This is a genomic window from Natrialba chahannaoensis JCM 10990 (genome assembly GCF_000337135.1).
In the GTDB taxonomy this organism is placed as follows: Archaea; Halobacteriota; Halobacteria; order Halobacteriales; family Natrialbaceae; genus Natrialba; species Natrialba chahannaoensis.
Map to the genome: position 1 here is coordinate 12,749 of NZ_AOIN01000043.1, position 25,335 is coordinate 38,083.

Sequence of the window (25,335 nt, forward strand, 5' to 3'; positions counted from 1 at the left end):
CCGTCTCAGTACTTGTGCTCGCCCGGCGGAATCCCGAGATCGTCGTAAAACGCCTGATCGATCCGGTCCCGTTCTGCAAGCCACGTGTCGAACGTCGACGGGTCCGCCGGATAGGCCTCGTACTGCTGTTCGTACCTGGCGACGTGATTTCGGGTCTTCCTGACAGTGCGGATGGACTCGAGTAGGTCTCGTTTGCTGACGCCGAGGGTTTCGAAGGAGTCCTTGCGATACTCGGAGACGAAATTCTTCAGGACCCCGGTGCCGACGAGGAGCTTGCTTTTGAGGCTGTCAACCTCTGTGGAGGTACCGACAATCTCTCTGATTTCTGCTTCGGGGAGGAGTGCAGCGACGGCCCGAAGGATGTCTACGTCGAGGGTGCTCGCGGCGACGTTGTACGCGTCCCACGAGGCGAGTTTTGCGGCCTCGCCGTGCTCGCGGTAGAGCCAGCGGTTGTGTTCCCAGAGCCCGGCTTCCGAGGTGTCACCGTCCTCGATGGCCTGGGTGGCAGCACGGCCGGCGGAGTAGCCGGAGTAGGCTGCTCCGCGGATGCCCTTGCCCGTGATCGGGTGGGTCGTTCCCGCTGCACCGCCTGTGGCCAGGTAGCCGGGGGCGACCATCGAGTCGAGCGGTCGGCGGAGGGCAATCGCCGCGCCGAGCTTGTTCGTGTTCCCGAATCGCTCTGCGACGGTTGCGCCCTGGTACTCGTGACGGTGCTCGATGTCGCGGCGCAGGCGGTCGGCAAGCGGGATCGGTTCCTTGTTCATCTGGAACCCCAGGCCGACGTTGATCTGGGTCGGCGTCCGCGGGAAGTACCAGATGTAGCCCATCTCCTCTAAGGGTTTGCCGACGATGGCGTTGTGATACTCGACCGGCTGTTCGGTCTCGATGATCTCGCGGTAGGCCGATCCGAAGTGAGTGTAGTGGGGCACCTCGAACGTCGGTTCGCTGGGGGTGTCCAGGTCCTCGAAGCTGACCATGTCCTGCAGGATCGACTGTGCGCCTGCGGCGTCGATCAGTACGTCACACTCGTACGTGACAGGGTCGCCGTTTCGAACCGCTTTGACGCCGGTGACCTGCCCGTTCTGGGTCACCTCGTTGACCACCGTGTCGTAGTGTTGCTCGACGCCGCAGTCGGCTGCCTGCTCGAGCAGGCGCTGGCCGAATTCGTAGCGGTCGACGACGTTGCTGCTGTCCTTGTAGGGCAAGACCTTCCGTACGTCGAGTTCTTCGTCCCAGTACTCGATCTGGTCGATGTTGTTGTCGATGAGGACCGCCTCGTCGTCGGCGATCGCGTCCATATCGATCGGCCCGGGGTAATTCTGCGGATCGCGAGGGCTCTTGATCGCATCGCCACAGGCGATGAATCCGCCCTGCTCGCGGGGTTTGCGCTCTAACTGGACCACGTCGACCCCCTCCACGGCTGCAGTTGCCGCCGCGAAACAGCCCGCGATCCCGCCCCCGACAACGATCACGTCGTACTGGTTGCGCACCATTGGGTACTGTTCCTGCCTTCGGAAATTGGGTACGTAACTCTTGCTTTTGCGGTGGTGTAGCAGGTGAATCGACAGTGATCGGTTGACTGGTCGCCAGTCAAGCCGCTGCAAACTGAAACTCGTCTGCGCCGCTACTGGGCTCCCTATTCGAAGTCCGCGAGCGTCGGCCGCTCGTGCTCGCCAGGGAACGACTCGAACGGAACCTGCAACTGGTCACCCGACGCCATATCCTTGATCGTCACCTCGTCGTTTGCGAGATCCTGCTCGCCCGCGATGACGACCGTTTCGGCGTTGATCGAGTCCGCGTAGTTCAGCTGGGAGCCGAACGAGCGGCCGGCGACGTCCGTCTCGACGACGTGGCCACGTTCGCGCAGGTCGCGTGCGATTCGGGCCGCCTCCGTCCGGGTGTCGCCGATCTGGAGCACGTAGTAGTCCGTCGTGACCGCTTCTTCGGGCCAGACGCCGGCACGCTGGAGGAGCAACGGCAGCGTTGCGTGTCCCGGTGCGACGCCGACCGCCGGCGTCGGCTGGCCACCGAAAGACTCGATCAGATCGTCGTAGCGCCCGCCGCCGAAGATCGACCGGGAGACCTCGCCCGCAGAGTCGAAGCACTCGAAGACGACACCCGTGTAGTAGTCCAGTCCCCGGGCCGTCTCGAGTGAGATCGTACAGAACTCACGCGCCCCGAAGTCGTCGGCTGCCGCGAGGACGTTCTGGAGGTTATCGACCGCGGCGTCGACGCGCTCGGTGTTTGCGAACTCTCGGACTTCCTCCAAGTCGCCGCCGGCGATGAGGTCGTCGAACTCGACGGCCTGGTCGGCTGTCAGGCCCGCGCCGATCAGCAGATCGTGGTACTCCGCGGTCGAGAGTTTGTCCGACTTGTCGACTGCCCGAATCGCGTCCTCGGTGTCGACCTCGGCGTCGTAGCTTTCCAGAACGCCGCCCAGAATATCGCGGTGGGAGATGCGGAACTCGAAGTGTTCGCCGGTGAGCCCGAGGCTCGTCATCGCATCTGCGGCCCAGGCGAGAATTTCGGCGTCGGCTTCGGGTTCCGAAGAGCCGAAGATGTCGACGTTGGTCTGATAGAACTCACGCTGGCGGCCCTGCTGGACCTGCTCGTAGCGCCAGAAGGGACGCGTCGAGAACCACTTGATGGGTTTCGAGAGCTCCTGTTGCTTGGCGACGACCATCCGTGCGACGGTCGGCGTGAGCTCGGGGGTCAGAGTGACGTGGCGTCCGCCCTGGTCCTCGAAGGCGTAGAGTTCGTCGACGATATCGTCGCCGCTCTTGTCGGTCCACATCTCGGCGCGCTCGAGTGCGGGCGTGTCGATCTCGCGGAAGCCGTAGCCGCGGGCGGTGTCTTCCAGTGTGTCGATGGTCGCCCGTCTGGCGGCCATCTCGCCGGGATAGAAGTCACGAAAGCCCTTGATCCGGTCGTACATGACTGGTGGTTCGCCGAGGGCGGACTTCTATCCTTTCGTTTCTGGACGGTTCTGCGCTCGCTGTCGGTACTCGAGAGCGGTACGAGCTGTGGTCGTTCCCTCGCTCTTCAACTGCTATTCTCTCCCCTCGTACTCCGCACCTCACCCGCTCACACGCTGTTTCGCGAGATCGAGAGCGAGCACGATGAGGGCGACCAGAACAGACACCCACAGAATGTAGCCGATGTCGATCGTGCCGCGGTAATACTGAAACGCTAGCAGGACGAGTCCGACGACGAGCGCCTGCACGACTCGATCACGGAGGGTCCGATTTGCGAGTTCCATTGTGGCGGGTGTACTCGAGTACGGGCTACCGCAAATCAGTCACGTACGTCTGCTCGTGATCCGGAAACACGTCCGCAACCGCCGCCGGGCCGTCCTCCTCGGCGATAATTTCCCGAAGCTCTGCCTCGTAGTCGGCGCGGTCGATCTCCTCACTCGGACCCACCGTCACGTCGAGACGTGCCTCCACCAGTCGGTCGACGGCCGTCCGGCCGAAGCCCGACAGCGGCGCGATGTAATCGACGCCGTGGCGATCCTCGAGGCTCTGGGCCTGTGCGCGCGAGACAGTGGGAACGCGGTCGTCCCGGCGCGTCCCGTCCGCGATCACATCGAACCGTCCTGCGGCGAGCGTCTCGAGTGCGTGCTGGTGGACGTGCTGGATGCCGTTGCGCGGGAAGCCGTCCTCCCGAATCCGGTCGACTGCCTCGCGCGCGACGTCGGGGTCGAGTTCGAGGCGCTCGAACTCGAAGCCGGTGGCGCGGGCGGTTTCGCGGGCGTGTTTCCAGTCGTCGCTGATACCAAAGTGTGCCGTGGTGAGGGTGACATCGTAGAACTCGTCGAGGAGAAGCGCGGCGAGCGTTGAGTCTTTCCCTCCGCTGTAAAGCAGTCCGAGATCCATTCCAGGTCGACAGTTAGCGGCGCTGGATGTCGAAACTCTTCGAATCGGGCTTGAGTTCCTGCAGGAGTTGTTTCATCTTCTGGTCGTCGATCTTGCCCTGAATGCGGCCGCTGCGGGCAAGACTGATGACCTGGCGTTCGACCTGTTCACCGAACTGCGGCTTGCTCATCTTGACCGTGTTGAGCCGCTTGCGGGCGTCGTCGGTCAGATGCTGTCGCAGGACCGCCTTTTTCTGAGCTTCTGCCTGCTGGCGGGCGGCTTCCTGCTCTTCGCCCCCCTGCTGGGAGTCGGCGCGGTCCTGGAGCTGTTCCATCTTCTTCTGGCGAAGCTCCTCGAGTTTCTCCTCGTCTGGTGAGCCGCTCATAGCTATACGAACATCTTGTCCTGCGAGGTGGAAAATGATTTCGGACGCGGCCGCTGGCGCGGCGTTTGCGTAGGTTGGTGCAGATAGGTGGATCGCCGTCCCCTCTGCTCGCGCCTAGAGGAACGCAACAGCCTCGATTCGGAAGCTGCGGCTTTCGCTCACAAACTGGGCTCTAAAAATCTTGATCAGCGCAAACCGTACTTACGCGTAGCGCTCGAGTTCCGGACGGTCGAGGTCTTCGAGAACGGTACCGGCAGTGTCGTCGAGCAGGCTACGCCCCTCGGCGGTGATTCGGCGACCTTCGCCTTCTGCGGTCTCGACGAGGTCTTTCTCTTCTAACTGCTGGAGAATCGTTCGGATCAGGTTGCGCGAGCCGTCAGCGCGCTTGTCCGGTGCGACCTGGTAGCGGTTCGAGCCGTTCTTGCCGCCGCCGTACTCCGTCGAGAGTCGCTCGACACCGACAGGGCCGCGGTCTGCGACCTTGCGCAGGAGACTTGCAGCGCGGGTTGCCCAGAAGTCTTCCTGCTCTGGTGGAAGCTCTCGGTCGACGCCGCTCTTTGCAAACTCTCCCCAGTCCGGTTCGTCGAGTCGGTCCGCGAGGTCCTCGGCGAGCGCCTCGATGAGGTCGTCCGCCGGAACGTCATACATCGTAGCCATTGCCGTTTGGTTCCCTGTCGCGGCATTTAAGACCATCGTATCCGATCCGGGCGTGGGCCCGAAACCCGGACGGTTTTTCGCATTCGAGTCGAAACGAGGCGTATGGACGAACGCGCCGCTCTGGCGCTACTCGCGGACGAGCTCGAGTACGCCGGCGATGATGCTGCCGTGGTCGACGACCTCGTGGTGACGACGGACATGCTCCACGAGACGACGGACTTTCCGGCGGGGACGACCCGCTACACGGCTGGCTGGCGCGCTGTCGGAGCCTCACTCTCGGACGTGGCCGCAATGGGCGCTGAGGCGGTTGCTGCGGTCGCCGCCTACGCTGCCCCCGAGTTCGACGGCGAGGAACTCCTCGCTTTCGTTCGCGGCGCGCGCGACGTTTGTGACCTCGTTGGTGCCGAGTACGTCGGCGGCGACCTTGATGGCCACGACGAGTTTACGGTGACGACGACCGCGATCGGCCGGTTTGAAGAGCAGCCAGTCCCACGAAGCGGCGCGACACCGGGCGACCGCCTCTGTGTCACCGGCACACTCGGTCGTAGCGCCGCCGCACTCGAGTACTTTGCTCTCGCCCAAGATGGCGACGAAAAAGAAGGCAAAGACGGGAACAACACCGAGCGCGCGAACGAACTGTTCCAGTTCGAACCGCGAATCGACGCCGGGCGCGCGCTGGCACCCCACGCCACAGCGATGATGGACTCGAGTGACGGGCTCGCGCGCTCGCTACACCAGCTGGGTGAGGCGAGCGGTTGCGGATTCGAAGTCGACGCGTCCTGCGTTCCGATCGCGGAGTCACTGCGAGAGGCCACCGAAACCGACGACGAAGCGCTGGAGCGGGCGACCACGTTCGGTGAGGACTTCGAACTCGTTGCGACGATTCCAGAGGGGATGGTAGAGGTGGTTCGCGAGGCGGTGCCGGTACCGATTTCGGTGCTTGGGTCGGTGGTTCCGCGCGAGGACGGAATCACGATGGACGGAGAGGAGATGCCGGATCGGGGCTTTACGCACGGCTCCGGCTAGTTCTGGAGTAGATAATAGAACACTGCGTTTCTACTGCCACACAGTGCCCACAGCAGCCGCCTCACTCGATGATCTCGATCGGCACCGGCATGAAACAGAGCACACCGAGGACGAACGTGATGAGGCCGAGGAGGAACCGGCCGGTTCCGAGCGACTCGTCACGCACGGGATGGGCCGGGCCGACGGAGGCGAGCACCGCCGTAAACAGTCCCCAGACGGCCCAAATGAGCACCGAGTTCCCGCTGTAGCCGCTGACGTAGTAGAGGTACGCCGCGAGGCCGAACAGGACCCCCGGAACCAGCGCTGCGATCGTCTCTTGAAACTGTCCGGTCATCGCGCGGAGGATGTGTCCACCGTCGAGCTGGCCCACCGGAATCAGATTGAGGAACGTCACGAACATACCCACCCAGCCGCCGATAACCACCGGGTTCACCGCCATTGCCGGGTCGTCACGATACAACGGCTGGTCGAAGGCAGCGGCGAGTAACTCGAGTAGCGGCGGGTAGCCGAGCTGGATCTGGATCGCGTTGGGGTCTTGGACGACGCTGTTGGAGGCGACCGTCGGCGGGAGGTGGAGGCCGACGATGGTGACGGCGATGGTGGCGATCAGGCCGGCGAGCGGGCCGGCAACACCGATGTCGAACAGCGCCTTGCGGTCGGGCATCCGGCCTTTCATCTTGATGACCGCGCCCATGGTCCCGATGAGTGTCGGGACGGGGATGAAGTAGGGTAGCGAGGCGTCGACCTGGTGGTAGCGGCTCATCACGTAGTGGCCCATCTCGTGGACACCGAGGACGCCCAGAATCGCGACGGTGAACGGCCAGGCGCGCCACATCTCTGTGGGATTCGAGATGGGGTCGATATGGTACCACATCGAGCCGGCGAACAGGGTGGAAACGATGGTTGCGAGCAATAACAGGATGTTCGTCCACGGGATGCCGTCGATGCCGACGCTCGTCGGCTTGGCGACGAGCACGTACTCGCCGTAGCGCGTCGAAAAACGTGGCTCGTAGCCGTGTGAGCGGAAGACGGGCCACAGCTCCTGCAGCAGCTCTTCAGGCGGTTTACGAGGGTCGCCGTAGTAGACCAGTTGCTCGCCGTCGACGTGAACGTCGTAGACCGCGAAGGCGGAGTCGATCCGCTCGATCGGAGGACCGTCGACAGTCTGCTCGGTGGCGGTGGTCGCCTGGCGCGTTGGGTCAGGGCCAGAGTTTGGTTCGGACGAAGCACGGTCGTCCATCACCAGTGATTCATCACGGGTTCGTATAAATCGACTGCAGTTGGTCAGTTCCTGTTACCCGTGTCCCATCTTCGACGGTGAACGTGTGTTGGTGTTGACGTGACGTGGTTGATGGAGCTGCCGTTGGCGCTGGTGCTCTTTGGAAAGTGATCGCTGTACTCGTATTCGGTTACGGACTGCACGCGCGATAATATTGTGACGCGAGCCCGGACCTGGGTCGTCGGACCCGATCTGGCTCACGTCTGGGGTGTGTCTGTTGGGGTGGCACGCAACGGATTGATTGTGTATCTGTGGAGTGTCTGCTAGCCCAAACGGGTGTGGCTGCCCGATCTGGCTATCCAATGCCGGAATCGAGCCGTGAGAGTCACGGTGGACGGGTGTGAAGCGGGGGGATACGTCGGAGGCGGGGACCGAACTCCGAGCGAAACCCGTCTCGAACCGGCACGGATGGCCGCTGTGTCGACGGGGGATCGAGTTAGGCAGGTTCGACGCGCCACGTGGTCGCGCTCGTGTAGGACCACTTCTCAATTTCGAGGTCGTTCGCCGAGTCCGAGAGTTTGACCATGAGCGCGCCGATCTCCTTCGGGGACATGCCGACGTCGTCGGCGATGAACTTCCCCTTGAAGTAGAGCTCGCCGTCTTCGGCGCGCTTACGAAGATATCGCTTCAGGCGGTGTTCTTTGCTTTCCGTGGAGGGTTGTGCTGTCGTGCTCATCGACATCAACCACTATCTCCGGGAACATGTTATAAAGGAAGGATGGTTAGCGAAATTTCGGTTGCGTTCAACAGACATCCCCCACTGTAACGTTTCACCGCGGTTTATCGAGTCGTGAAAGGCGACCTTAGAGGCCTTTAGACGTTTTACAATGCCCTCTAACGTGTTATCTGTTTTCAGCCACTGTCGCCGGAACCATGCTCGATGCTGACAGTTTAGGACGGTATTCTACCACTGACTGAACTCGATTCACCGCCAATCTATGTGTAGTGTGTTGACAAAGGTATTGGTGTTTCACGACTGATCGTGCACCCAAAACTCGTCTTCAAGCGTCACCTCCTTCTTGAACAGCGGCACTTCGTCCTTCAGTCGATTGATCCCGTCTTCCACCGTTCTGAACGCTTCCTCGCGGTGGCCCGCGAGCACAACGACGAACACGATATCCTCACCGTCCTCAACGATACCCGTTCGGTGGTACAATTCGACCGCAAACACCCCCTCGCGCGCCTCAAGTTCCGACTTGAGTGCAGCCATTCGTTCGTCCGCCACCCCCTCGTACTTCTCGAACTCGAGGTACTCCGTCGGGGTGTCATCTTCGGCGTCCTTCTGGCGCACCCGGCCGGTGAACGTCGCGACTGCGCCGGCGCGAGGCGCTTGGGGTGAGTGCTTTACTTCGGTGACGAGGGACTCGAGTGTCCGGTGTGGTTCGGTGGACTCGAGTGCGGTGGTGAGCTCGAGTTGGTCGAGGTCGGTGGGGGAGTCGATGGTTGCGAGCGTGTTTTGGGTGTGGTCGTGGATGGGATTGGGGTCGGGCTCGTGCGATTCATCTTTGCTGCCGTCTCTGCCACTCTTGCTGTCGACGACGAGTGTTGGATACCGTCGCTGGAGCGACGGGACGCCCACGACGACGCCGTAGTCGCAGTTGGTCGCAAGTTGGTCGATGGCGTCCTGCACGGAGAGCCCGGTGCCGGTTGCGGTCCAGTCGCCGTCCGCGCCGAGACCGTAGGTAACGTCTCCGCCAATGGTGAGTGCGTCGTGGGTACCGTCTGCGATCGTTGCGTCGTAGCGGACGACGCCGACGCGACCGGCCTGTGAGAGTTCGTCGACGGCTCGATCGACGACGCCGTCGAGCGTCGTTTCGTCGACGCCGCGACCGAGAATCCCGAGTACGTGCATGGTCGATATATAGTCCGGTCTGACTTTGTAGCTGTCGCCGTGGCATCTTTCAGGCAGAGTCGGAGTGCAGTCAGCACTGGTGGGTGTGGAACCGTCGGAATACCGACGCGTTCGCGGTGCTGGCACCTCACAGTCGCCACGGAGTTGGCAACCCTTAAGATAGCAACCCGGTTACACCGGGTTAGCATGAAAGTGGTCGTTTCTATTGGCGGCAGCGTGCTCGTCCCGGAACTCGGGACCGATCGGGTGTCCGAACACGCGGCCGTCGTCGAAGACCTCGTCGCGGACGGCTGTCGCGTCGGGACCGTCGTCGGGGGCGGCGGTGTCGCACGCGAGTACATCGGTGCCGCTCGCGGACTTGGGGCAAACGAAATCGAACTGGATCAACTCGGCATCGACGTGACGCGGCTCAACGCGCGCCTGCTCATTGCCGCGCTCGGTGAGGACGCCGTTACCGCGCCCGCAGAAGATTACGACGAGGCCGGTGAGGCACTCCGTCGTGGCGATGTCTCGGTCATGGGTGGTGTCGCACCGGCACAGACGACCGACGCCGTCGGTGCCGCGCTCGCGGAGTACATCGACGCAGACCTGCTCGTCTACGCGACCAGCGTCCCCGGTGTCTATAGCGACGATCCGAACGAGGACGACGACGCGACGAAGTACGACGACCTTCGCGCGGACGAACTCGTCGACGTCATCGCCGGACTCGAGATGAACGCTGGCGCATCGGCACCGGTCGACCTGCTCGCGGCGAAGATCATCGAGCGCTCGGGAATGCGCACGATCGTTCTCGATGGCACGGATCCAGACCGGATCGCGAAGGCAGTTCGCTACGGCGAGCACGACGGAACGGACGTGGTTCCGGAGAGTGCAGGCGAGGAACCGACGTACTGGGCACAGGACAACGATGAGTGAGGACAAGCACGAGCACGACGGCCGAAGCCCCTACACACTCCAACAGGACGACGACGAAACGCGTCACGCCTTCTGGGCCGACACCGTCGCCGATCAGGTTGAAGCGCACGTTGCCGACCAGCACCCGGACGAGGATGACCCAGAAATCGTCATCAAGGGTGGCATCTCCCCTTCCGGTGTTCCCCACCTCGGCAATGTCAACGAGATTCTCCGGGGCTACTTCGTCGCCGCGGTTTTGCGTGACCGGGGTCACGAGATCCGGCAGGTCTTCACCGCCGACGACCGCGACCCGCTCCGGAAGCTCCCGCGCACGCTCTGTGATCTGGACGGCAACCTCGTCGACCTCGGTGACGTCGATGCGGGCGCGCTCGGGCGAAACCTCGGTCACCCATACACCGACATTCCGGACCCTTTCGGCTGCTGTGACTCCTACGGCGACCACTTCTCGACGATCATCCAGGACAGCGCCGACGCCGTCGACGTGCCGATCGACATGGTCTCGACGACCGATCTCTACACGGACGGCGCGTTCGACGACGTAACTCGCCATGCACTGGCAAATCGCGACCGCGCATGGGAGGTCCTCGCCGAGTACCAGGACAAGGTCGACGAGGACTACATCCCGTTCAATCCGATCTGCGAGGAGTGTGGCAAGGTTACGGAGACGGTGACGGGGGTCGATCTCGACCCCGAGGAGGGCGACCTCCCCACCGTCGACTACCGCTGTACCGACATGGACGCCGGCGACCAAACCATCAACGGCTGCGGCCACGAGGGCACCGCTACCATCCGTGAGGGCAAGATGCCCTGGCGCTTCGAGTGGCCCGGCCAGTGGGGCGTCCTCGGCGTCGACTTCGAACCCTTCGGCAAGGACCACGCCGAAGGCTCCTGGCCGAGCGGCGACGACGTCGCTCGCAACGTCCTCGACATCGAGCCGCCCGTCCCGATGGTCTACGAGTGGTTCACCTTAGACGGCGAGCCGTTCTCCTCCTCCGAAGGGAACGTGATCCTCGTCTCGGACGTCCTCGAACTGCTTGAGCCGGAGGTCCTCCGCTACTTCTTCGCGAAGGACCCATCGCGAGCGCGGGACTTCAGCATCGAACGCCTCGACCAGCTGGTCGACGAGTTCGACCGCTTCGAGGCGACCTACTTCGGCGAAGTTGAGGAGGCGACTGAGGACGAACAGGCCTTCGCTGACCGTGTCTACCCGCTCGTCGTAGAGGAGGCTCGCGAGGAGCGCATCCGTCTCCCCTACACCTTCGCTGCGGTGCTCGGTATGACGGACGATCCAGACCTGCGCGAGGAAATCGCCCGCCGTGAGGGACACATTCCGGCCGACGCACCCGAGTGGGCCGTCGAACAGGCACTCGCGCGGGTCGAGCGCGCTCGCAACTGGGCACGCCGAACCGAGAACGAGTTCGACTACGAACTCAAGCGCACAGAGATTCCAGCGCACGAGTTCGACGCCGACACTGACGACGCCCTCGCCGAACTCGCGGACTTCATCGAGGCAGGTCACGGCCCAGAAGAGATTCAGGGCGAAATCTACGAGACGGCAAAGCGCAACGACATCGACACCGGAGAGTTCTTCGGCGCGGGCTACCGGTTGTTTTTCGACGAAGAGCAGGGACCGAAGCTCGGCCCCTTCCTGGCGAAGGTCGATCAGGAGTTCGTCGTCGCGCGACTTCGTCGGGAGCGCTAGACGGCGTTCGACGGCGTTCGAGTGCGAACCAGCCCCATTCTGATAGCTCGATTCTTCACAAACGCAGTGAAAACTATCAGATTACGTGAGGTGATTCCAGACAAAAGCCCTTTGAGAACACCGCGCTGAATTACTGTCGATGGATTACGGCACGCCAGCTGTCGTCTCGGTTCCCGAGCTCTTCGGGTCGGAGCTGCTCACGTGGGTCGTCGTGGGGCTCCTGCTCTACTGGGCTGGGATTATCGCACTTCGGAAGCTGGACCTCCTTCCCGAATTTGTCGGGGCTCAGGGTCCGATTCTCACCTTCCATACGAAACGCGGTCGCGACTTTCTCGACTGGCTCTCCGGGCCGAAACGGTTCTGGCGGGCGTGGGCGAATATCGGTATCGGAATCGCCGTCGTCGTCATGGCGACGATGTTCGTCTTCCTGTTGCTTGCGGCGATCGCCGCGCTGACGACGCCACAGCCCACCGGCGGTATCCAACAGCCACGGAACGTCCTCGTTATTCCGGGCGTCAACGACTTCCTGCCGCTCTCTGCGACGCCAGGGATCGTCGTCGGCCTTCTCGTCGGTCTCGTCGTCCACGAGGGTGGCCACGGATTGCTCTGTCGCGTCGAGGGTATCGACATCAACTCCATGGGGATCGCAATGCTCGCGATCATCCCCTTCGGCGCGTTCGTCGAACCCGACCAGGAGAGCAGCAAGGACGCCTCTCGCGGCGGCCAGACGCGGATGTTCGCGGCTGGTGTGACGAACAACTTCGCCGTCACAATCATCGCCTTCGCACTTCTCTTTGGTCCGATTGCGGGCGCGATTGCCGTCGCCCCCGGTGCCGCAGTCGGCGGCGTTGCACCTGGCTCACCCGCCGAAGACGCGGGTATCGAACCGAACGACCGAATCACCGCCATCGACGGCGAACCGGTCGAAGACAACGACGATCTCATGGCGCAACTCGAGTCCAGCGGCGACGAGGTTTCCGTCGAACTCGACGGTGAACGGACGGCGACCGTCGATCGCTCACTGCTCGTCACTGCCGCAATCGACGGCGGCCCGGTCGATCTCTCGACTGGCGACCGGATCGTCGCCGTCGACGGCACTGATGTCGGCACGGAACAGGGCTTCATCGACGCCGTCGGTGACGATCACACCGCAACCCTCACCGTCCACCCGGCGGGCGACAGCGAGCAAACCGACACCGAGGTACCGATCGGTGCAGCCGTCGAGGTCGTCCACGATGAAGCGCTCGACGTCGCAACTGGACAGGCTGGCAACGTCATCATCATCACCGCCATTGGCGACGAGCGCGTCCACGACTACGCCGCACTCGAGTCCCAGCTCGCAGATGCCGATCCCGGTGACGAACTGTCCGTGGTGAGCTACGCCGACGGCGACCGCGATGAGGCGGAAGTCACCCTCGGCGAGCACCCACAACAGCCCGGCAGCGCGTTCCTGGGAATCCAGGGTGCGCCGGGAACGTCGGGACTCGAGTTGAACGATCTCGGCGTCCAACTCTACCCTGCTGAGGAGTACCTCGCTGTCCTCGGCGGGGGCGGCGAGAGCAGCTACGGCGCGGTAACCGACACGTTCCTCGGGAAGATCGGTCTCGCGCTCCTGTTGCCGTTGATCGGTGTCCTCGGGATTCTCCCGTTCAACTTCGCCGGCTTCACCGGCGGTGTACAGAACTTCTACGAGGTGCAGGGGTCGCTCGCTGCGCTGGGTGACGGGACGATCTTCGTCCTCGCGAACCTGCTGTTCTGGACCGGCTGGATCAATGTTCAGCTCGGGTTCTTCAACTGCATTCCGGCGTTCCCGCTCGACGGCGGGCACATCCTTCGGACGAGCACGGAGGCGATCGTTTCCCGGCTGCCGATCGAGGCGAACCGCGGGATGGTTCGCATCGTGACGACCTCAGTAGGGCTGACGATGTTGATCAGCTTCCTTGCGATGTTGTTCGCGCAGGGTTGGTTGGCGAGCTGAGCGTCACTCCTTGTGTTCGTGTTCCTGCCCGCGCTTGCGTTCCTGCCCGTGCCCGTGTTCGTGCATCTTCGAGTTTGACCGACACCAACACCGTCTCCAGCAACAGTCTCGACCGACAGCCGTCCTGCCCACTCCGCTCGCTCTCCGCCGTTCGCTCTTCGTCGTCCGCTACTCGTCGTCCATCTCGATCCCGTGGCGCTCGTAGAACTCCTCGGGTGTCACCTCGATGCGCTCGAAATCCGTCTCGAAGTAGTGCTCGTGATGGCGAACTACCTGCTCGACGACCCACCGGCTGAAGTCCTCGTTGAACTGCCACTCGCCCTCGATATCGGGAATCTCGAAGCGCTCGTCCGTCGCAAACGCCGCGTAGACGTGGAAGAAGCCAAGGATGACGTCCGCGAAATCGCGTGCCTTCTCCGTGCTGCTTTCGCGTCGCTCCTCGAGTTCCTCATAGCCCGACTCGGTGAGTTCGAAGTACTTGCGGTCGGGTTCGTCCTCGCGCTCGATGCGCTCGGCCCACCCCTTCTCTTCGAACTTGTAGAGGATGGGGTAGACGGAGCCATACGATGGTTCCCAGTGACCGCCGCTGATGTCTCGGATTTCTTTGAGAATTTCGTACCCGTAGCGGGGTTTCTCCTCGAGTAACTCGAGGACGAGGTAGGCGATGAGTCCCTTCGGCGGTCCACTTTTCCGCATATGACGCGAGATTTAAACGGATGTACGTAAAGGGTTTCGGTCGCCAGGTTGGGTCGCCGGTTTCGGGGCCGGTTCTGTCTCAGATCGCCAGTTGCTTCCGTTCCCGCACTCGCACCCGAACCCACACCCACACCTGCAGCCACCCCCACTCGCGAGAGCGAAACCCGTTCCTTCTTGGCCTCGCCGCCCCAACTCGCGCGTATGGAACGACGCCAACCGCCACAGACCGACGAAGGCTGGTACGTCCTGCACGATTTCCGTTCGATCGACTGGGGCGCCTGGCGCGACGCTCCCGAGCGCCACCGCTCCCGAGCACTCGAGGAGGGCATTGACTACCTCTCGGCCGCAAGCGATGTCGCTGACGCCGACGCGGGCGACTCCGCGGTGTTCTCCGTGCTCGGCCACAAGGCCGATCTGTTGATCCTGCACCTCCGTCCAACGCTTGCAGCCCTAGACACACTCGAGCGCCGGTTCGAACAGACCGCGCTCGCCGAGTTCACCGAGCGCGCGGATTCTTACCTCTCTGTGACCGAGGTCTCGGGCTACATGTCCCAGGAGTACTTCGAGGAGGACGGCGAGATCGAGGACACCGGCACGAAGCGCTACATCGAGTCCCGCCTGAAGCCGACGATTCCAGACAGCGAGTTCGTCAGCTTCTACCCGATGGACAAGCGTCGCGGACCAGAGCACAACTGGTACGACCTGCCGTTCGACGAGCGCGCGGAGCACCTCTCGAGTCACGGCGACATCGGCCGGGACTACGCCGGGCGCGTGACCCAGATCATCTCGGGCAGCGTCGGCCTGGACGACTTCGAGTGGGGAGTGACCCTCTTCGCGGACGACCCGACGGACGTGAAGGAACTGCTCACCGAGATGCGCTTCGATCCCTCGAGTTCGGCGTTCGCCGAGTTCGGTCGGTTCCTCTCGGCGCGACGGTTCCCGCCGGGGAACCTGGGTGCGTTCCTCGCAGGAGAGGATGTCCCACAGGAACCAGAGTCTGGGCACGGCCATCATCACGGTGCGGGTGGGCATGGCCACGGCCACGGCAGCGACTCGAGTAGCCACCATGGACACGGCCACGGGGATAGTGACGGTAGCCACGGTCACGGCCACGACCACGGTTCTGACGGACCACACGGCGACGGCGACGAGAGCGAGGACGACGAAAGCGTCCGCAGCGAACTCGAGGAACTCGGCGTCTACGCGGGCCAGCCACACGGCGAGGACGTCCACGCGGTCGTGCTCTACTCCGCGGCCGACGCTGACGAACTCTTCGAGGAGGTCGAGGGACTACGGACGAACTTCGACCACTACGATACCCACGTGAAGACGGCCGTCTACGAGTCCCAAGCTGACGACTCTGACGCGGAAACTGCAGTCGTCAGCCTCTGGGAGACGGACCGTGCGGCGAACACGGCCGCCGGCTTCCTCGCCGACCTGCCGGATATTGTCCGCCAGGCTGGCGACGACGAGGACGACTCCTGGGGGACGATGGGGATGTTCTACACGGTCAAGCCCGAGCACCGCGGCGACTTCGTCGGCGTCTTCGACGACGCGGCATCGATCCTCGCGGAGATGGATGGTCACCGCAAGACCGATCTGCTTGCGAACCGCGAGGACGAGAACGACATGTTCATCGCCAGCCGCTGGGATTCCCGCGAGGATGCTATGCAGTTCTTCCGTAGTGAGGAGTTCTCGGAGGCCGTCGAGTTCGGTCGCGACGTGCTCGCGGACCGGCCGCGACACGTCTTCCTGGCCTGAGCGACGCGGCCTTTTCTCGACCGACGTTTCAGTGTGCTCACGCCCGTCACACTCGTCAGATCCGTTCGCCTGTCATAGGTGACGGTTAGTCTCTCCGGAACCGCCACCGGTTGATAAGTGCCGTTCCAAGCGGGGGCGATGACTGAGACGTCGCAGTCGCAGACTCACTCACTGGCGCGCCGTTCGTGGCGTCGGTATCGTTCCGTGCCGATTATCTACGGGAAATCTCGGGTCTTGAGCCCGAGGCAGTTCACTAGCTAGATCGAGCCGTCAATCTCGTCGTAGAAGAAGTAGCCGGCGAGTCCCGCTAACCCGAGGGCGAGCGTAATGTACGGCCAGTTTCCAGCCGGTTGGCCCGTTAGTCGAGCGTGTGCGGTAACGAAGACTGCGAAGCCGGCGTGTGCGATCGCGGTCGCGAGGAGAAACGCAGCGATGTCCATTACCTGTTGCTTCGACGTGATCCAAATAGCGATTTCGAACCTCGTTTCTCGTTTCCTGTTTCTCGTCTCTCGTCTCTCAACTCCCGGTCCTCTCCTCGCAGTTGGGAACAGCCGGCGCAACTGCTACTCTATTCGAGACGGACTGGACAGAAGTGTGCGTTTCATCGCAGGCGTCCCACGTCCCACGTATTCGTCGGAACGACCGCCCGTCAGAAACGGCTGTTAGAAGTCGTGATCCGGATCGTCTTCGACCGAACGCTTCAGCGAATCGCGACGAGCCTTGGCGTCACGGCCGGTCGCCTCGAGCAGGAAGTCGTTCTTCGCGTCGACGGCCTCGGCGGCGGCCTCGAGTTCGTCCGGATCGAGTTCGGTTGGATCGCGCTCGTGGAACTCGACGGCGAGTTTGTCCTTCTTCCCGGAGTATTCGACGGTACCGGCGACGATCTTCTCGAAGACAGGGTTGTCGGGCTCGCCGATGACGAAGAGGTCGCTGCCCTTGAACTCCTGCGTTTCGGTAATCGGACCGAAGTAGTCCACGACGGTCGACTCCATGTCGGGGATTCGCTCCTCGAGATATTCACCGCGGCGCATCTTGTACTCCTTCATGGCTTGGAGATACACGGCGGAGTGTTTACCTCTTTTCATAGCCGACGGTATGGGCACCCAACAGGTCCGCCACACCGCAGAGCGAACGGCCTCGTAATCGTCTGCGGCAGAACAGAACGCGCGGAGAGAACCGACAGAGCTGGATCCGAAAACACGTTCTTTGACTACTGGCTACGGACTACTGACTACTGTCGGGCTCGTTCTCCCAAATACCCCTTCCGACAGTCGGGGCAGATATCCCCGGCCCGGAGCGAGCCCCGGTCACTGGTCGCAACGAACTCACAGCGCGGACAGTAGAACTCGCTCGGCACATCATCGCCCGGATGGTCGGCGTCACCCGGGACCGGCGCATCGCCGACGCGTTCGATACCGCTCCCAGCCCCTGCCGTCTCCGATTCGGGGGCCGTGTCGGCTCCCGCCTCGACACTGCTACTCGAGTCCCCACTGGCCTCGGAGCCGGATGCCCAACTCGCAGTCGACTCGCCAGCAGCCGCTGCAGGGTGTTCGTCGTCTGCTTCTGCCATTCCCTCGAACTGGGTGTGTTCGGTCGAATCGACGGTTGCCGTTCTGGCGTCGACCGCCGACTCGTCCTCGTACGCTGTCGAGTCGTGCTCGAGGACGACTGCGTCGTCGTCGACCTGTTCGCCAGTGTCGGGCCACTCGCTGTGTTCGGCCTCCGCGTCGTCTACTGGTGGACCGACATCGTCCGAGTCAGGCCACTCGCCGTGCTCGCGGTCGCTCTCGCGGTCGGCGTGGGCGTCTGCCGGCTCGTCCTCGAGTATCTCGCCGTCGTCGGTGACGGGGTTGCCGTCCTCGTCGGTTGGGATGTCGAATTCGTCGCTGTGATCACGGTGGTCACGGTGTTCACCATGCTTACCGTACTCTCCATCAGTATCACCGTCATCGCCGACCACATCGGCGTCACCACGTTCCGGCTGGGGCCCGGATTCGACGGTCTCCGCGTCTGGCTCGTCGTCGATAATCAGGCCATCGTCGGTGACGCCATCCGCCTCGTCGATCTCGGTTGTACTCGAGTCGGCTGTGGCGTGGGTCGGTGAGTCGTCGGAGGGTATCGATACGTCGTCGGACAGATCGGGGTCTGGTGTCGAAGTCGTCTCGGAGTCTGGTGCGGCTGTCTCTGTGGTTCCCGGCTCAGTCTCGGTTGCCGGTGCGGCCGAGAGACTCGTCACCTCGGTGTTTTCACTGATGACGTGTCTGTCACCACAGCGGACACACTCTTCGTATTCTTGAACGGTAACGACGACCTCGCTGCCCCGTTCTTCGCGCTCGCGTTCGACCTCGGATTCCCCGTAGTCGTGACCGAGCAGCGAACATCGCAGGACCATTGTCCCATCGTACCGAGCCTGGCCATAAAAAACGTACCGCCTGGACTGTTCCGGATCGTGTCATGTGTTCTGGCGTACGTTTTCGCGGATGGGTTTCGAACGTAGATGCTCACCAACACGTGACGGTCACTTTCAGGCCAGTCTAGAGCGTCGTCGAGACGGCAGACAACTGTCTCGCCAGCTACTAGCCCCGGTTCGGGAACGGCAAACGTCAAATCCCGGGTCGTCGAAGAGACATACCGATGAAAGCAAAGCCGGAGTATCGGAACCGGGAACGGACCCAGGTGGCGGTCCTCGACGAACTCGTCGACCGCGCCGACGACGGGATGTCCGTCCTCGAGCTCCGGGCCGCAGTCGAAGCCGAGATCGATGATCTCGAGGAGGCCCTCTCGACGCTGAAAGAGGATCGGCTCATCGTCGTCGAGACGGACGGCAGCGAGACGTTGATCAAACCCGACGAGCGCGTGATTCCGGACGATCCAACCGAGGAAGACAACGAGCAATCTATCGGCGAGTGGCTCCGTGACCGATTCCCCTTCTGACTCCCGACGTTGCGCACCCATCGAATCACCGACTCATCGAATCGAAACGCCTGTGGGTCCCTGGCCCCTTCACAGCGTCATGAGCGTTATTTCGTCCATTCACGAGGACCACGGTGCAACGTTCGGCGAGCACGGCGGCCGAACCATCGTCGAGCACTACGGTCGCCCCGAGCGCACCCACCGCGCGGTCCGCAACGGCGTCGGACTCATCGAACTGGCCTACGGCGTGATCACTGTCACGGGTGAGGACCGACGGGACTACGTCGACAACGTCGTCTCGAATCACGTCCCCGAAGCCGATGGACAGGGCTGTTACGCGCTGGTACTCGGTCCCCAGGGCCGTATCGAAGTCGAGCTCTACATCTACAACGCAGGCGAGCGAATCCTGCTGTTCACGCCGCCGGGCGAGGCCAAGGAACTGGCAGCCGACTGGTCCGAGAAGGTGTTCATTCAGGACGTCGATATCAACGTTGCAACCGACGAGTTCGCCATCTTCGGTATCCACGGCCCGCAGGCCACGGAGAAAATCGCATCCGTGCTCAATGGTGCGGCGTCGCCCGGCGAGCGCTACAGCTTCGTCCGCGGGACGATGGGCGACGCGGGCGTCTCCGTCATTCGGACCGACGCGCTGACCGGCGAAGAGACGTACGAGGTCATTTGCGGAATCGACGACGCCAAAGCGGTGTACGATGTCCTCCTCAACCAGGGACTCAACGCCGCGCCCTTCGGCTACCAGACGCGCGACAGCCTCGCACTCGAGTCCGGGTCGGCGCTGTTCGAGACCGAACTCGAGGGAACGGTGCCGAACGTGCTCGGCCTCACAACGGCGCTCGATTTCGAAAAGGGCTGTTACGTCGGCCAGGAGGTCGTTTCGCGAGTCGAGAACCGGGGGCAGCCGAGTCGGCGGCTGGTTGGGTTGACGATCGACATGGACGCTGCGTCTGAGGCCGAGACCAAATCTGACACCGAGACAGAGACAAACGCTGCCGACCTCGTCCCCGACCCCGGCGCAGCCGTCTTCGACGGCGACGCCTCCGTCGGCGAAATCTCTCGCGCCGGACTGAGCCCACTGCTCGAGACGCCCATCGCGCTAGCGCTACTCGAGTACGACCACGAAGGGGAGTCGTTCACGGTTCGAGTCGACGGCGAGGAGGTACCGGCGACGCGGACCGAGTTGCCGTTCGTCGAGGGCTCTGACGTGTCGGATCGGCTGCCGAACTACTCGTAGTTTCGGTTCTGGTTCCTGTATTTCGGTGTCGAGAATTACACGAAGACACAACACCGTTCTGTAACTCGGATCTCGAGGAAACCGGTTAACCTGCCCCACCGATCAGTAGCTTTTCTACTGTGATTGCTTATCCGACTGTTTCTCTCACCTCCGAAAGTGTCTCGTAGACACGTGTCCGCATCCAGTCGCCCATCTCTTCGCGCTTGTCTGGGTCGACGTTCTGTTGGAGATAGAGTGACTCGAGGAACGCAACCCAGTTGAGCAGTCTGTATCGTTGGCGTCGCTCCTCGAAGCCACCGGGAAGCGGTCGGACAGACTCGTATCCGTCCTGGAATGCCTGCATAACAGTTTCGTCAACGGCATCGGACGCTTCGAAGTACGGCATCACTGTTCGCCAGTAGTCGTACTCCGGCGGTGCAACGAGTGCGTGTTCGAAATCGATCGCGATGCACTCGCCCCCACTCGTTCGGCTGAGGTGTTCAGGATGAATATCGTCATGACAGAGCACCGGCTTACCAACAGCATCGAAAACGTGGGGATGTTCTCGGAAGAACGCTTCAACAGCGTCGGCAGCGTCTGCGTACCCCTTCGTCGCGAGATACTTGCGATGGTGGCTAATGCGTTCGATGACAGCGTCAGCCCACGTGTCGTGGGCTGCAAGTGAAAGGCCCGTGCCATCGTTTCGGAGTTGACCGAATCCATCGAACACACCGGCAGTGTCATCGTGGAGTGTGGCCATCCAGACACCTGCAGCGTGTGCCCAGTCAGACCCTATCTGTGTTGCTGCGTGTGCAATCTCCTCTCGCCAGACTGTAATATAGTGGTCAGCACCAACAGCGAGCACCTCGGGAACGGACGCTGTTGTCTCCGTTGCGACGTACTCGTGAACACGGCCTTCGTCGGCTGCGTGGCCCCGTCGGTGATCGTCGACTTTCACCACTGCACGCCGAGTATCAAGCTCGACTTCGTAGACTCGATATGGCGGAATGTCGTGTAGTTCTCGGATGACGCTACTTGCAGTACTACACTGTGCTACTATCTTCTCGATCTGGTCGTTCATATCTGGAAACCGCTAGCGGGCGGCGACCGGCTGGAGTCACAGTCCTGCCGCTCCAGCCACGAGAAGACAGCTGCTACTTCCGACGGCTACTACTTGAATAGGTCGATCCGCCTACTAATAATAGCCAGCCAGAGACGGTTTGAGCCAGTGCTTGTCTGTCCTTGCTGAGCAGAAGCAGGTAGTCTATTCTCGCGACCAGAACTGGCCGGGCACACGCTTACGGAACGCGTCGCTGGAGCCACGCACATGTCCTTCGACAGCACCGACTTCGGCGACCTCGCAGACCACGTTCGCACCCAGTCCGCCGACGCCCCCGGCTCCGACACCGAGCGCGTGACGATCCGGTCACTCGAGTCCCTCGACACTGACGCGCTGGCCGACCTCCTCGAGATGGCCGAGACCGAGCACGACCGGCCAGCCGACCTCGTGTTCGTCCTGCCACAGCCGCCAGCAGATCTCGCGGCGGACGCGTCACCGGAGGCACTCGAGGACGCCCTCGGTCGAACGGTACGGGTGGACTCGTCGGCCGGGACTCCGACGCATGACGCAGAGACAGATACGACTCACGACGGCCGGTACCGCCGACTCACTGCCTTCCAGCGCCCGCGCCTGAACAGTGCGTAGTTGATTCCGCCCGGAACGAACGTCTCGAGTAACAGCGCGAGGTAGAGCGCGACGACGCCGAGTGGAGTGGCGACGCCGAGCAGTGCCACTGGTAGCGCGAAGACGTAGCGGCCGACCAGCGAGGCGACGAACGGCAGACGAGTGTCGCCTGCACCGAGCAGCACGCCCGCCGCCGCGCCGTCGATGCCGAAACCGATCGAACTCACTGCACCGACGGCGACAAACACTGCTGCAGCCTCGATTGCACCCGTATCCTCGACGAACAGGCTCGCGATTGGTTCCGCAAACGCGACAACAACTATCGCAATCGTGACGTAGAGCACAGCAGAGAGCCGAATGATCGACGCCCCGTAGGCACCAGCCTCGTCTTCGTCCCCCGAACCGAGGTGCTGGCCGACGAGCGAACTTGCCGCAAGGGAGAGCCCCCAGTTCACGCTGTTGATCAGGGTTCGGACGCGGCGGCCGACCTCGAGTGCAGTGACGATGACGGGGCCGAAGGTGCCGGCGATCCAGAGGAGTGGGAAGACGACCGCGCCGCCGGCGAGTCGACGGCCGATCTCGGGCGTCGAGATTTCGATCAGTTCACGGACGACGCTGCGGTCGAACCACGGTCCACGAAGGGTGATCGGAACCGGACTCGGCTCCATACCGAGTCGGCCGTACGAGTGGCCGGTCATTCCCCAGGCGAGCACGAGCGTCACGAACCCGGTCGAGAGGCTGGTCCCAATCGCCGCGCCCGCGACACCGAGACCGAACCCGAAGATCAACAGGCCACTCAGGAGGATGTTGAGGACCGCGCCGCCGGCGCGGGCGACCATCTCGGTGAAGGTGTCGCCGACGCCGGTGTAGGTTCGGCTGGCGATCAGGTTACAGAGTTCGAACAGGACGGCGGGCGCGACGAAGACGAGGTAGGTGCTGCCGTGCTCGATAGCCTCCGGGTTCGAGCCGAGTAGCCCGATTAGGGGCGCGGCGGCGAGGAGAAAGATGGCCATGATCGGCAGCGCGAAGACGACGGTGAGCAGGAGACTCTGCGTGACGACGAGCGAGGCGCGCTCGGTTTCTTCACCGCCGTAGTTCTGGGAGACGAGCGAAACGGTGCCGCCCGCGAGTCCGAGCCCGAGCATCGTCACGAGTTCCCAGTAGGCGAGCGCGTAGGCCATCCCCGCGGTACCGGTGACGCCGACGGCCAGCCCGACCATCGCCAGGTCGGCCGTCTGCTTCGACATGATCGCGAAGCCGGTGACGATACGGGGCCACGCGAGGTCCATCGTCGGGCGAAAGCGCTCGGCGCTAATGATTCCGAGGCGTTCGAGCACGCTCGCGACGAGCGCGACAACGCCGGCGTATCGCCCTGCCATCGACTGGTCGTTTTGGGACTGCTCCCTTCGGTCTGTCGTTTGCCGTCTCAGTCGCCACTCGAATTCGCTCTGTGTGCGGGCCGGCTCAGCGGTCCAAACTCAACGCGGAAGGACGAACTGCAACTGCTCGAACGTGCCAACGAAACAGATATTTAATACCGTTCGGTCGCACTGCCGCAGTATGCAGTCGCCCTCCTTGCGTCTCGCGGCCGGTGTTGCAGTCGCTGTCGTCGCCATCACCGGTGCAGTCGCCGCCACGACATCGACTCTCGCACAGCAGGGACCGGACGCCGCACAGGTCGGCGCAGAGACCGTCTTCTCCTCGCTCTTCTCTACGGACAGTCGGCCCGCGCTCGTGACGCTACTCGTCGGCGGCGGGCTGGTCACGTTTGCGCCCGACGCAACTCAATCGCTGACCGGCCTCGCACTCGCACGACCGGGCTTTGCGTTCTTCCACGGCCTGCTCAGTATCGTCCTCGCCGTTGCAATCGTCTACGCGGCCGCGTTGCCGCTCATTGGCTGGGCGTCGATGCCACTCCTCGCGCTCTACGTCATCGCCGTAGTCGTGGGGAGCGCGCTGGGATTCCTCGCGCTCGGTCGCCTCGTGGCCGACGCCTTGCCGGTCGCTCTCGCGTTCGCGGTCGTCGCTGCAGCGGGCACCTCGTTCATCCCTACAGTCGGGCCGGCGATCGCGTTCGTCGTGGCTCACGTTGGGATCGGTGTTATTGCGATGGATCTGGTCGGTATCGGAACACCGGAAGCGCCCGCTCCCCGAGAGAAGCAGGCTTCGACAGAGTCGTCCTGACTGGAACGGTTCAGAGCGCACAAACTACGAGTTGAGCAAGGGAAACGGAAAACACGATCTCTGATCCGCAACCGACGGGCCGATCGACGCCGGAACGCTGGCTCAGCGCCAGGAGAAGACCGTCTTGAGATGCTTTGCCGACACCAGCGACGTTGGCCGGTCCATGTGGACGCCGATTTCGCCCGAGAGCGCGCCAAGGCCGAGGTGCTGGATCGGCTCGGGAAGTGAGTATGCTCGCCGAAGCCAGTGACCGAGTTCCTGATCGCGCTCGATATCGTTGCGCCAGGCGCGTTCGTATGCGGCGAGCGTCGTCGGCCGGTCGGGATCGATCTCGCGGGCCGCGTGATCGGCGCTCGTCATGCCGTAGAGGATGCCGCCGCCGGTGAAGGGCTTGGTCTGGGCGGCCGCGTCGCCGAGGAGGAAGCCACGGCGACTCGTCACCCGTTCCGGCGGACCGATCGGAATCGCACCCGAGCAGCGGTGTGAGACGTCGATCTCGTAGCCGTCGATCAGTTCCTCGAAGTGCTTCGTGACCTGCACACCCGGCGGCGCGGCGAGCCCGTACTCGACGCCAGCGTCACCCCGCGGGATGCGCCACGCGAAGAACGTCGGCGCGGTGAGATGGACATCGACGAAGTCCTGGTCGTCCGCCTCATCAGAAAACGCGAGCACCCCGTGGAGCAACTCCTCGGGCTCCGGCAATCCAAGTTCGCCGCGGACGCGAGAGCGCGGGCCGTCGCAGCCGGCGACCATCTTCGCCTCGAACGTAACGGGGCCGTCGGGGCCGCTCACGTCGACCTCGACGCGGTCGTGGTGCTCGCGGACATCTGTGACGGTGTGCTCTTCGCGAACGTCTGCACCAGCCTCTCGTGCAAGGTCGGCGAGGTGGCGATCCAGGCCGACGCGGTCGATGACGTTCGAGGCCACCTCACGCTTGTAGAAAGGATACTCGTCGCTGTTCGGCCCGCCGACGTGGAACCGCGCACCGTAAATCTCGTTCTGGAAGAGATTCTCGCGTGCACCCGGTCCGGTAAACTCCCAGATGTCGGTGCTGACGTGTCCCGAACAGGCCAGGGGCGTGCCGACGGTGCCCTTCTCGAGTGCGAGCACGTCGAACCCTTTCTCGGCCGCCCGTCGTGCGAAGCGCGCGCCGGCGGGACCGACACCCACCACGACGAAATCGTACATGTCCGTCACGTTCACGGCGGTCGGTAAATATCC

At 63.0% G+C, this 25,335-nt stretch carries 25 protein-coding genes; 9 read left to right on the forward strand and 16 right to left on the reverse strand.

Annotated features, from left to right (window positions below; genetic code table 11):
• Nucleotides 1-5 precede the first annotated feature (5 nt).
• From C482_RS05935 to C482_RS05960, 6 genes are all read right to left on the reverse strand, one after another.
• Nucleotides 6-1,493 carry a geranylgeranyl reductase family protein gene (locus tag C482_RS05935; RefSeq protein ID WP_006166604.1) on the reverse strand — a complete coding sequence of 496 codons (1,488 nt, stop codon included), beginning with the start codon at nucleotides 1,491-1,493 and terminating at the stop codon, nucleotides 6-8.
• A gap of 143 nt (nucleotides 1,494-1,636) precedes the next feature.
• Nucleotides 1,637-2,935 (reverse strand): histidine--tRNA ligase, encoded by a 1,299-nt coding sequence (gene hisS, locus C482_RS05940; protein WP_006166605.1) that lies wholly within the window; start codon nucleotides 2,933-2,935, stop codon nucleotides 1,637-1,639.
• Nucleotides 2,936-3,076: 141 nt separating this feature from the next.
• The gene (locus C482_RS05945) at nucleotides 3,077-3,259 is read right to left on the reverse strand and encodes a hypothetical protein (RefSeq protein WP_006166606.1); all 183 of its coding nucleotides are present in this window, start codon (nucleotides 3,257-3,259) and stop codon (nucleotides 3,077-3,079) included.
• Nucleotides 3,260-3,284: 25 nt separating this feature from the next.
• Nucleotides 3,285-3,875, reverse strand: a complete 591-nt coding sequence (locus C482_RS05950) for a DUF7411 family protein (protein WP_006166607.1) — start codon at nucleotides 3,873-3,875, stop codon at nucleotides 3,285-3,287.
• A gap of 13 nt (nucleotides 3,876-3,888) precedes the next feature.
• Entirely contained in the window at nucleotides 3,889-4,239 is a 351-nt protein-coding gene (locus C482_RS05955; protein WP_006166608.1) for a DNA-binding protein, read from the reverse strand.
• 201 nt (nucleotides 4,240-4,440) lie between these two features.
• Nucleotides 4,441-4,896, reverse strand: coding sequence for a 30S ribosomal protein S19e (locus C482_RS05960; RefSeq protein WP_006166609.1), 456 nt, complete (start codon nucleotides 4,894-4,896; stop codon nucleotides 4,441-4,443).
• A 102-nt stretch (nucleotides 4,897-4,998) separates the two neighbouring features.
• Here C482_RS05960 and thiL point away from each other — a divergent pair, with 102 nt between their 5' ends.
• On the forward strand, nucleotides 4,999-5,922 hold the full coding sequence (thiL, locus tag C482_RS05965) for a thiamine-phosphate kinase (RefSeq protein ID WP_006166610.1): 924 nt from the start codon (nucleotides 4,999-5,001) through the stop codon (nucleotides 5,920-5,922).
• Nucleotides 5,923-5,983: 61 nt separating this feature from the next.
• On the opposite strand, the gene C482_RS05970 is transcribed toward thiL, so the two are convergent.
• The 3 genes from C482_RS05970 to C482_RS05980 all read right to left on the reverse strand — a co-directional run bounded on the left by C482_RS05970 (nucleotide 5,984) and on the right by C482_RS05980 (nucleotide 9,053).
• Nucleotides 5,984-7,162, reverse strand: a complete 1,179-nt coding sequence (locus C482_RS05970) for a site-2 protease family protein (protein WP_006166611.1) — start codon at nucleotides 7,160-7,162, stop codon at nucleotides 5,984-5,986.
• A gap of 475 nt (nucleotides 7,163-7,637) precedes the next feature.
• On the reverse strand, nucleotides 7,638-7,883 hold the full coding sequence (locus tag C482_RS05975) for a DUF7123 family protein (protein ID WP_006166612.1): 246 nt from the start codon (nucleotides 7,881-7,883) through the stop codon (nucleotides 7,638-7,640).
• A gap of 288 nt (nucleotides 7,884-8,171) precedes the next feature.
• Nucleotides 8,172-9,053 (reverse strand): molybdopterin synthase, encoded by an 882-nt coding sequence (locus C482_RS05980; RefSeq protein WP_006166613.1) that lies wholly within the window; start codon nucleotides 9,051-9,053, stop codon nucleotides 8,172-8,174.
• Nucleotides 9,054-9,239: 186 nt separating this feature from the next.
• On the opposite strand from C482_RS05980, the gene pyrH reads away from it, so the two are divergent.
• The 3 genes from pyrH to C482_RS05995 all read left to right on the forward strand — a co-directional run bounded on the left by pyrH (nucleotide 9,240) and on the right by C482_RS05995 (nucleotide 13,648).
• The gene (pyrH, locus tag C482_RS05985) at nucleotides 9,240-9,968 is read left to right on the forward strand and encodes a UMP kinase (protein WP_006166614.1); all 729 of its coding nucleotides are present in this window, start codon (nucleotides 9,240-9,242) and stop codon (nucleotides 9,966-9,968) included.
• Nucleotides 9,961-11,670, forward strand: coding sequence for a lysine--tRNA ligase (lysS, locus tag C482_RS05990; protein ID WP_006166615.1), 1,710 nt, complete (start codon nucleotides 9,961-9,963; stop codon nucleotides 11,668-11,670). The genes pyrH and lysS overlap by 8 nt, the downstream gene beginning before the upstream one ends.
• Nucleotides 11,671-11,809: 139 nt before the next feature.
• Nucleotides 11,810-13,648, forward strand: a complete 1,839-nt coding sequence (locus tag C482_RS05995) for a site-2 protease family protein (RefSeq protein WP_006166616.1) — start codon at nucleotides 11,810-11,812, stop codon at nucleotides 13,646-13,648.
• Nucleotides 13,649-13,816: 168 nt separating this feature from the next.
• On the opposite strand, the gene C482_RS06000 is transcribed toward C482_RS05995, so the two are convergent.
• Nucleotides 13,817-14,344, reverse strand: a complete 528-nt coding sequence (locus C482_RS06000) for a PadR family transcriptional regulator (protein WP_006166617.1) — start codon at nucleotides 14,342-14,344, stop codon at nucleotides 13,817-13,819.
• A 201-nt stretch (nucleotides 14,345-14,545) separates the two neighbouring features.
• On the opposite strand from C482_RS06000, the gene C482_RS06005 reads away from it, so the two are divergent.
• Nucleotides 14,546-16,105 (forward strand): heme-binding protein, encoded by a 1,560-nt coding sequence (locus C482_RS06005; protein WP_006166618.1) that lies wholly within the window; start codon nucleotides 14,546-14,548, stop codon nucleotides 16,103-16,105.
• Between the two features lie 257 nt (nucleotides 16,106-16,362).
• Here the strand turns inward: C482_RS06005 and C482_RS06010 are convergent, their stop codons facing one another.
• From C482_RS06010 to C482_RS06020, 3 genes are all read right to left on the reverse strand, one after another.
• The gene (locus tag C482_RS06010) at nucleotides 16,363-16,545 is read right to left on the reverse strand and encodes a hypothetical protein (RefSeq protein WP_006166619.1); all 183 of its coding nucleotides are present in this window, start codon (nucleotides 16,543-16,545) and stop codon (nucleotides 16,363-16,365) included.
• A gap of 222 nt (nucleotides 16,546-16,767) precedes the next feature.
• Nucleotides 16,768-17,151, reverse strand: a complete 384-nt coding sequence (locus tag C482_RS06015; RefSeq protein ID WP_006166620.1) for a DUF5611 family protein — start codon at nucleotides 17,149-17,151, stop codon at nucleotides 16,768-16,770.
• 185 nt (nucleotides 17,152-17,336) lie between these two features.
• On the reverse strand, nucleotides 17,337-18,497 hold the full coding sequence (locus C482_RS06020) for a DUF7093 family protein (protein ID WP_006166621.1): 1,161 nt from the start codon (nucleotides 18,495-18,497) through the stop codon (nucleotides 17,337-17,339).
• A gap of 242 nt (nucleotides 18,498-18,739) precedes the next feature.
• Between C482_RS06020 and C482_RS06025 the strand changes: the two genes are divergently transcribed.
• Nucleotides 18,740-19,039 carry a DUF6432 family protein gene (locus C482_RS06025; RefSeq protein ID WP_006166622.1) on the forward strand — a complete coding sequence of 100 codons (300 nt, stop codon included), beginning with the start codon at nucleotides 18,740-18,742 and terminating at the stop codon, nucleotides 19,037-19,039.
• 79 nt (nucleotides 19,040-19,118) lie between these two features.
• Nucleotides 19,119-20,267 carry a CAF17-like 4Fe-4S cluster assembly/insertion protein YgfZ gene (gene ygfZ / locus C482_RS06030; RefSeq protein WP_006166623.1) on the forward strand — a complete coding sequence of 383 codons (1,149 nt, stop codon included), beginning with the start codon at nucleotides 19,119-19,121 and terminating at the stop codon, nucleotides 20,265-20,267.
• A gap of 127 nt (nucleotides 20,268-20,394) precedes the next feature.
• Here the strand turns inward: ygfZ and C482_RS06035 are convergent, their stop codons facing one another.
• The gene (locus tag C482_RS06035) at nucleotides 20,395-21,327 is read right to left on the reverse strand and encodes an aminoglycoside phosphotransferase family protein (protein ID WP_006166624.1); all 933 of its coding nucleotides are present in this window, start codon (nucleotides 21,325-21,327) and stop codon (nucleotides 20,395-20,397) included.
• Nucleotides 21,328-21,573: 246 nt separating this feature from the next.
• On the opposite strand from C482_RS06035, the gene C482_RS06040 reads away from it, so the two are divergent.
• Entirely contained in the window at nucleotides 21,574-21,951 is a 378-nt protein-coding gene (locus C482_RS06040) for a hypothetical protein (RefSeq protein WP_006166625.1), read from the forward strand.
• Here C482_RS06040 and C482_RS06045 read toward each other — a convergent pair.
• A complete protein-coding gene (locus tag C482_RS06045; protein ID WP_006166626.1) occupies nucleotides 21,891-23,309 on the reverse strand; it encodes an MATE family efflux transporter in 1,419 nt (472 codons plus the stop codon). The two genes, C482_RS06040 and C482_RS06045, sit on opposite strands and share 61 nt — an antisense overlap.
• Before the next feature lie 181 nt (nucleotides 23,310-23,490).
• On the opposite strand from C482_RS06045, the gene C482_RS06050 reads away from it, so the two are divergent.
• A complete protein-coding gene (locus tag C482_RS06050; RefSeq protein ID WP_006166627.1) occupies nucleotides 23,491-24,114 on the forward strand; it encodes a hypothetical protein in 624 nt (207 codons plus the stop codon).
• Nucleotides 24,115-24,216: 102 nt separating this feature from the next.
• Here the strand turns inward: C482_RS06050 and C482_RS06055 are convergent, their stop codons facing one another.
• Entirely contained in the window at nucleotides 24,217-25,302 is a 1,086-nt protein-coding gene (locus C482_RS06055) for a geranylgeranyl reductase family protein (protein ID WP_006166628.1), read from the reverse strand.
• Nucleotides 25,303-25,335: the final 33 nt, after the last annotated feature.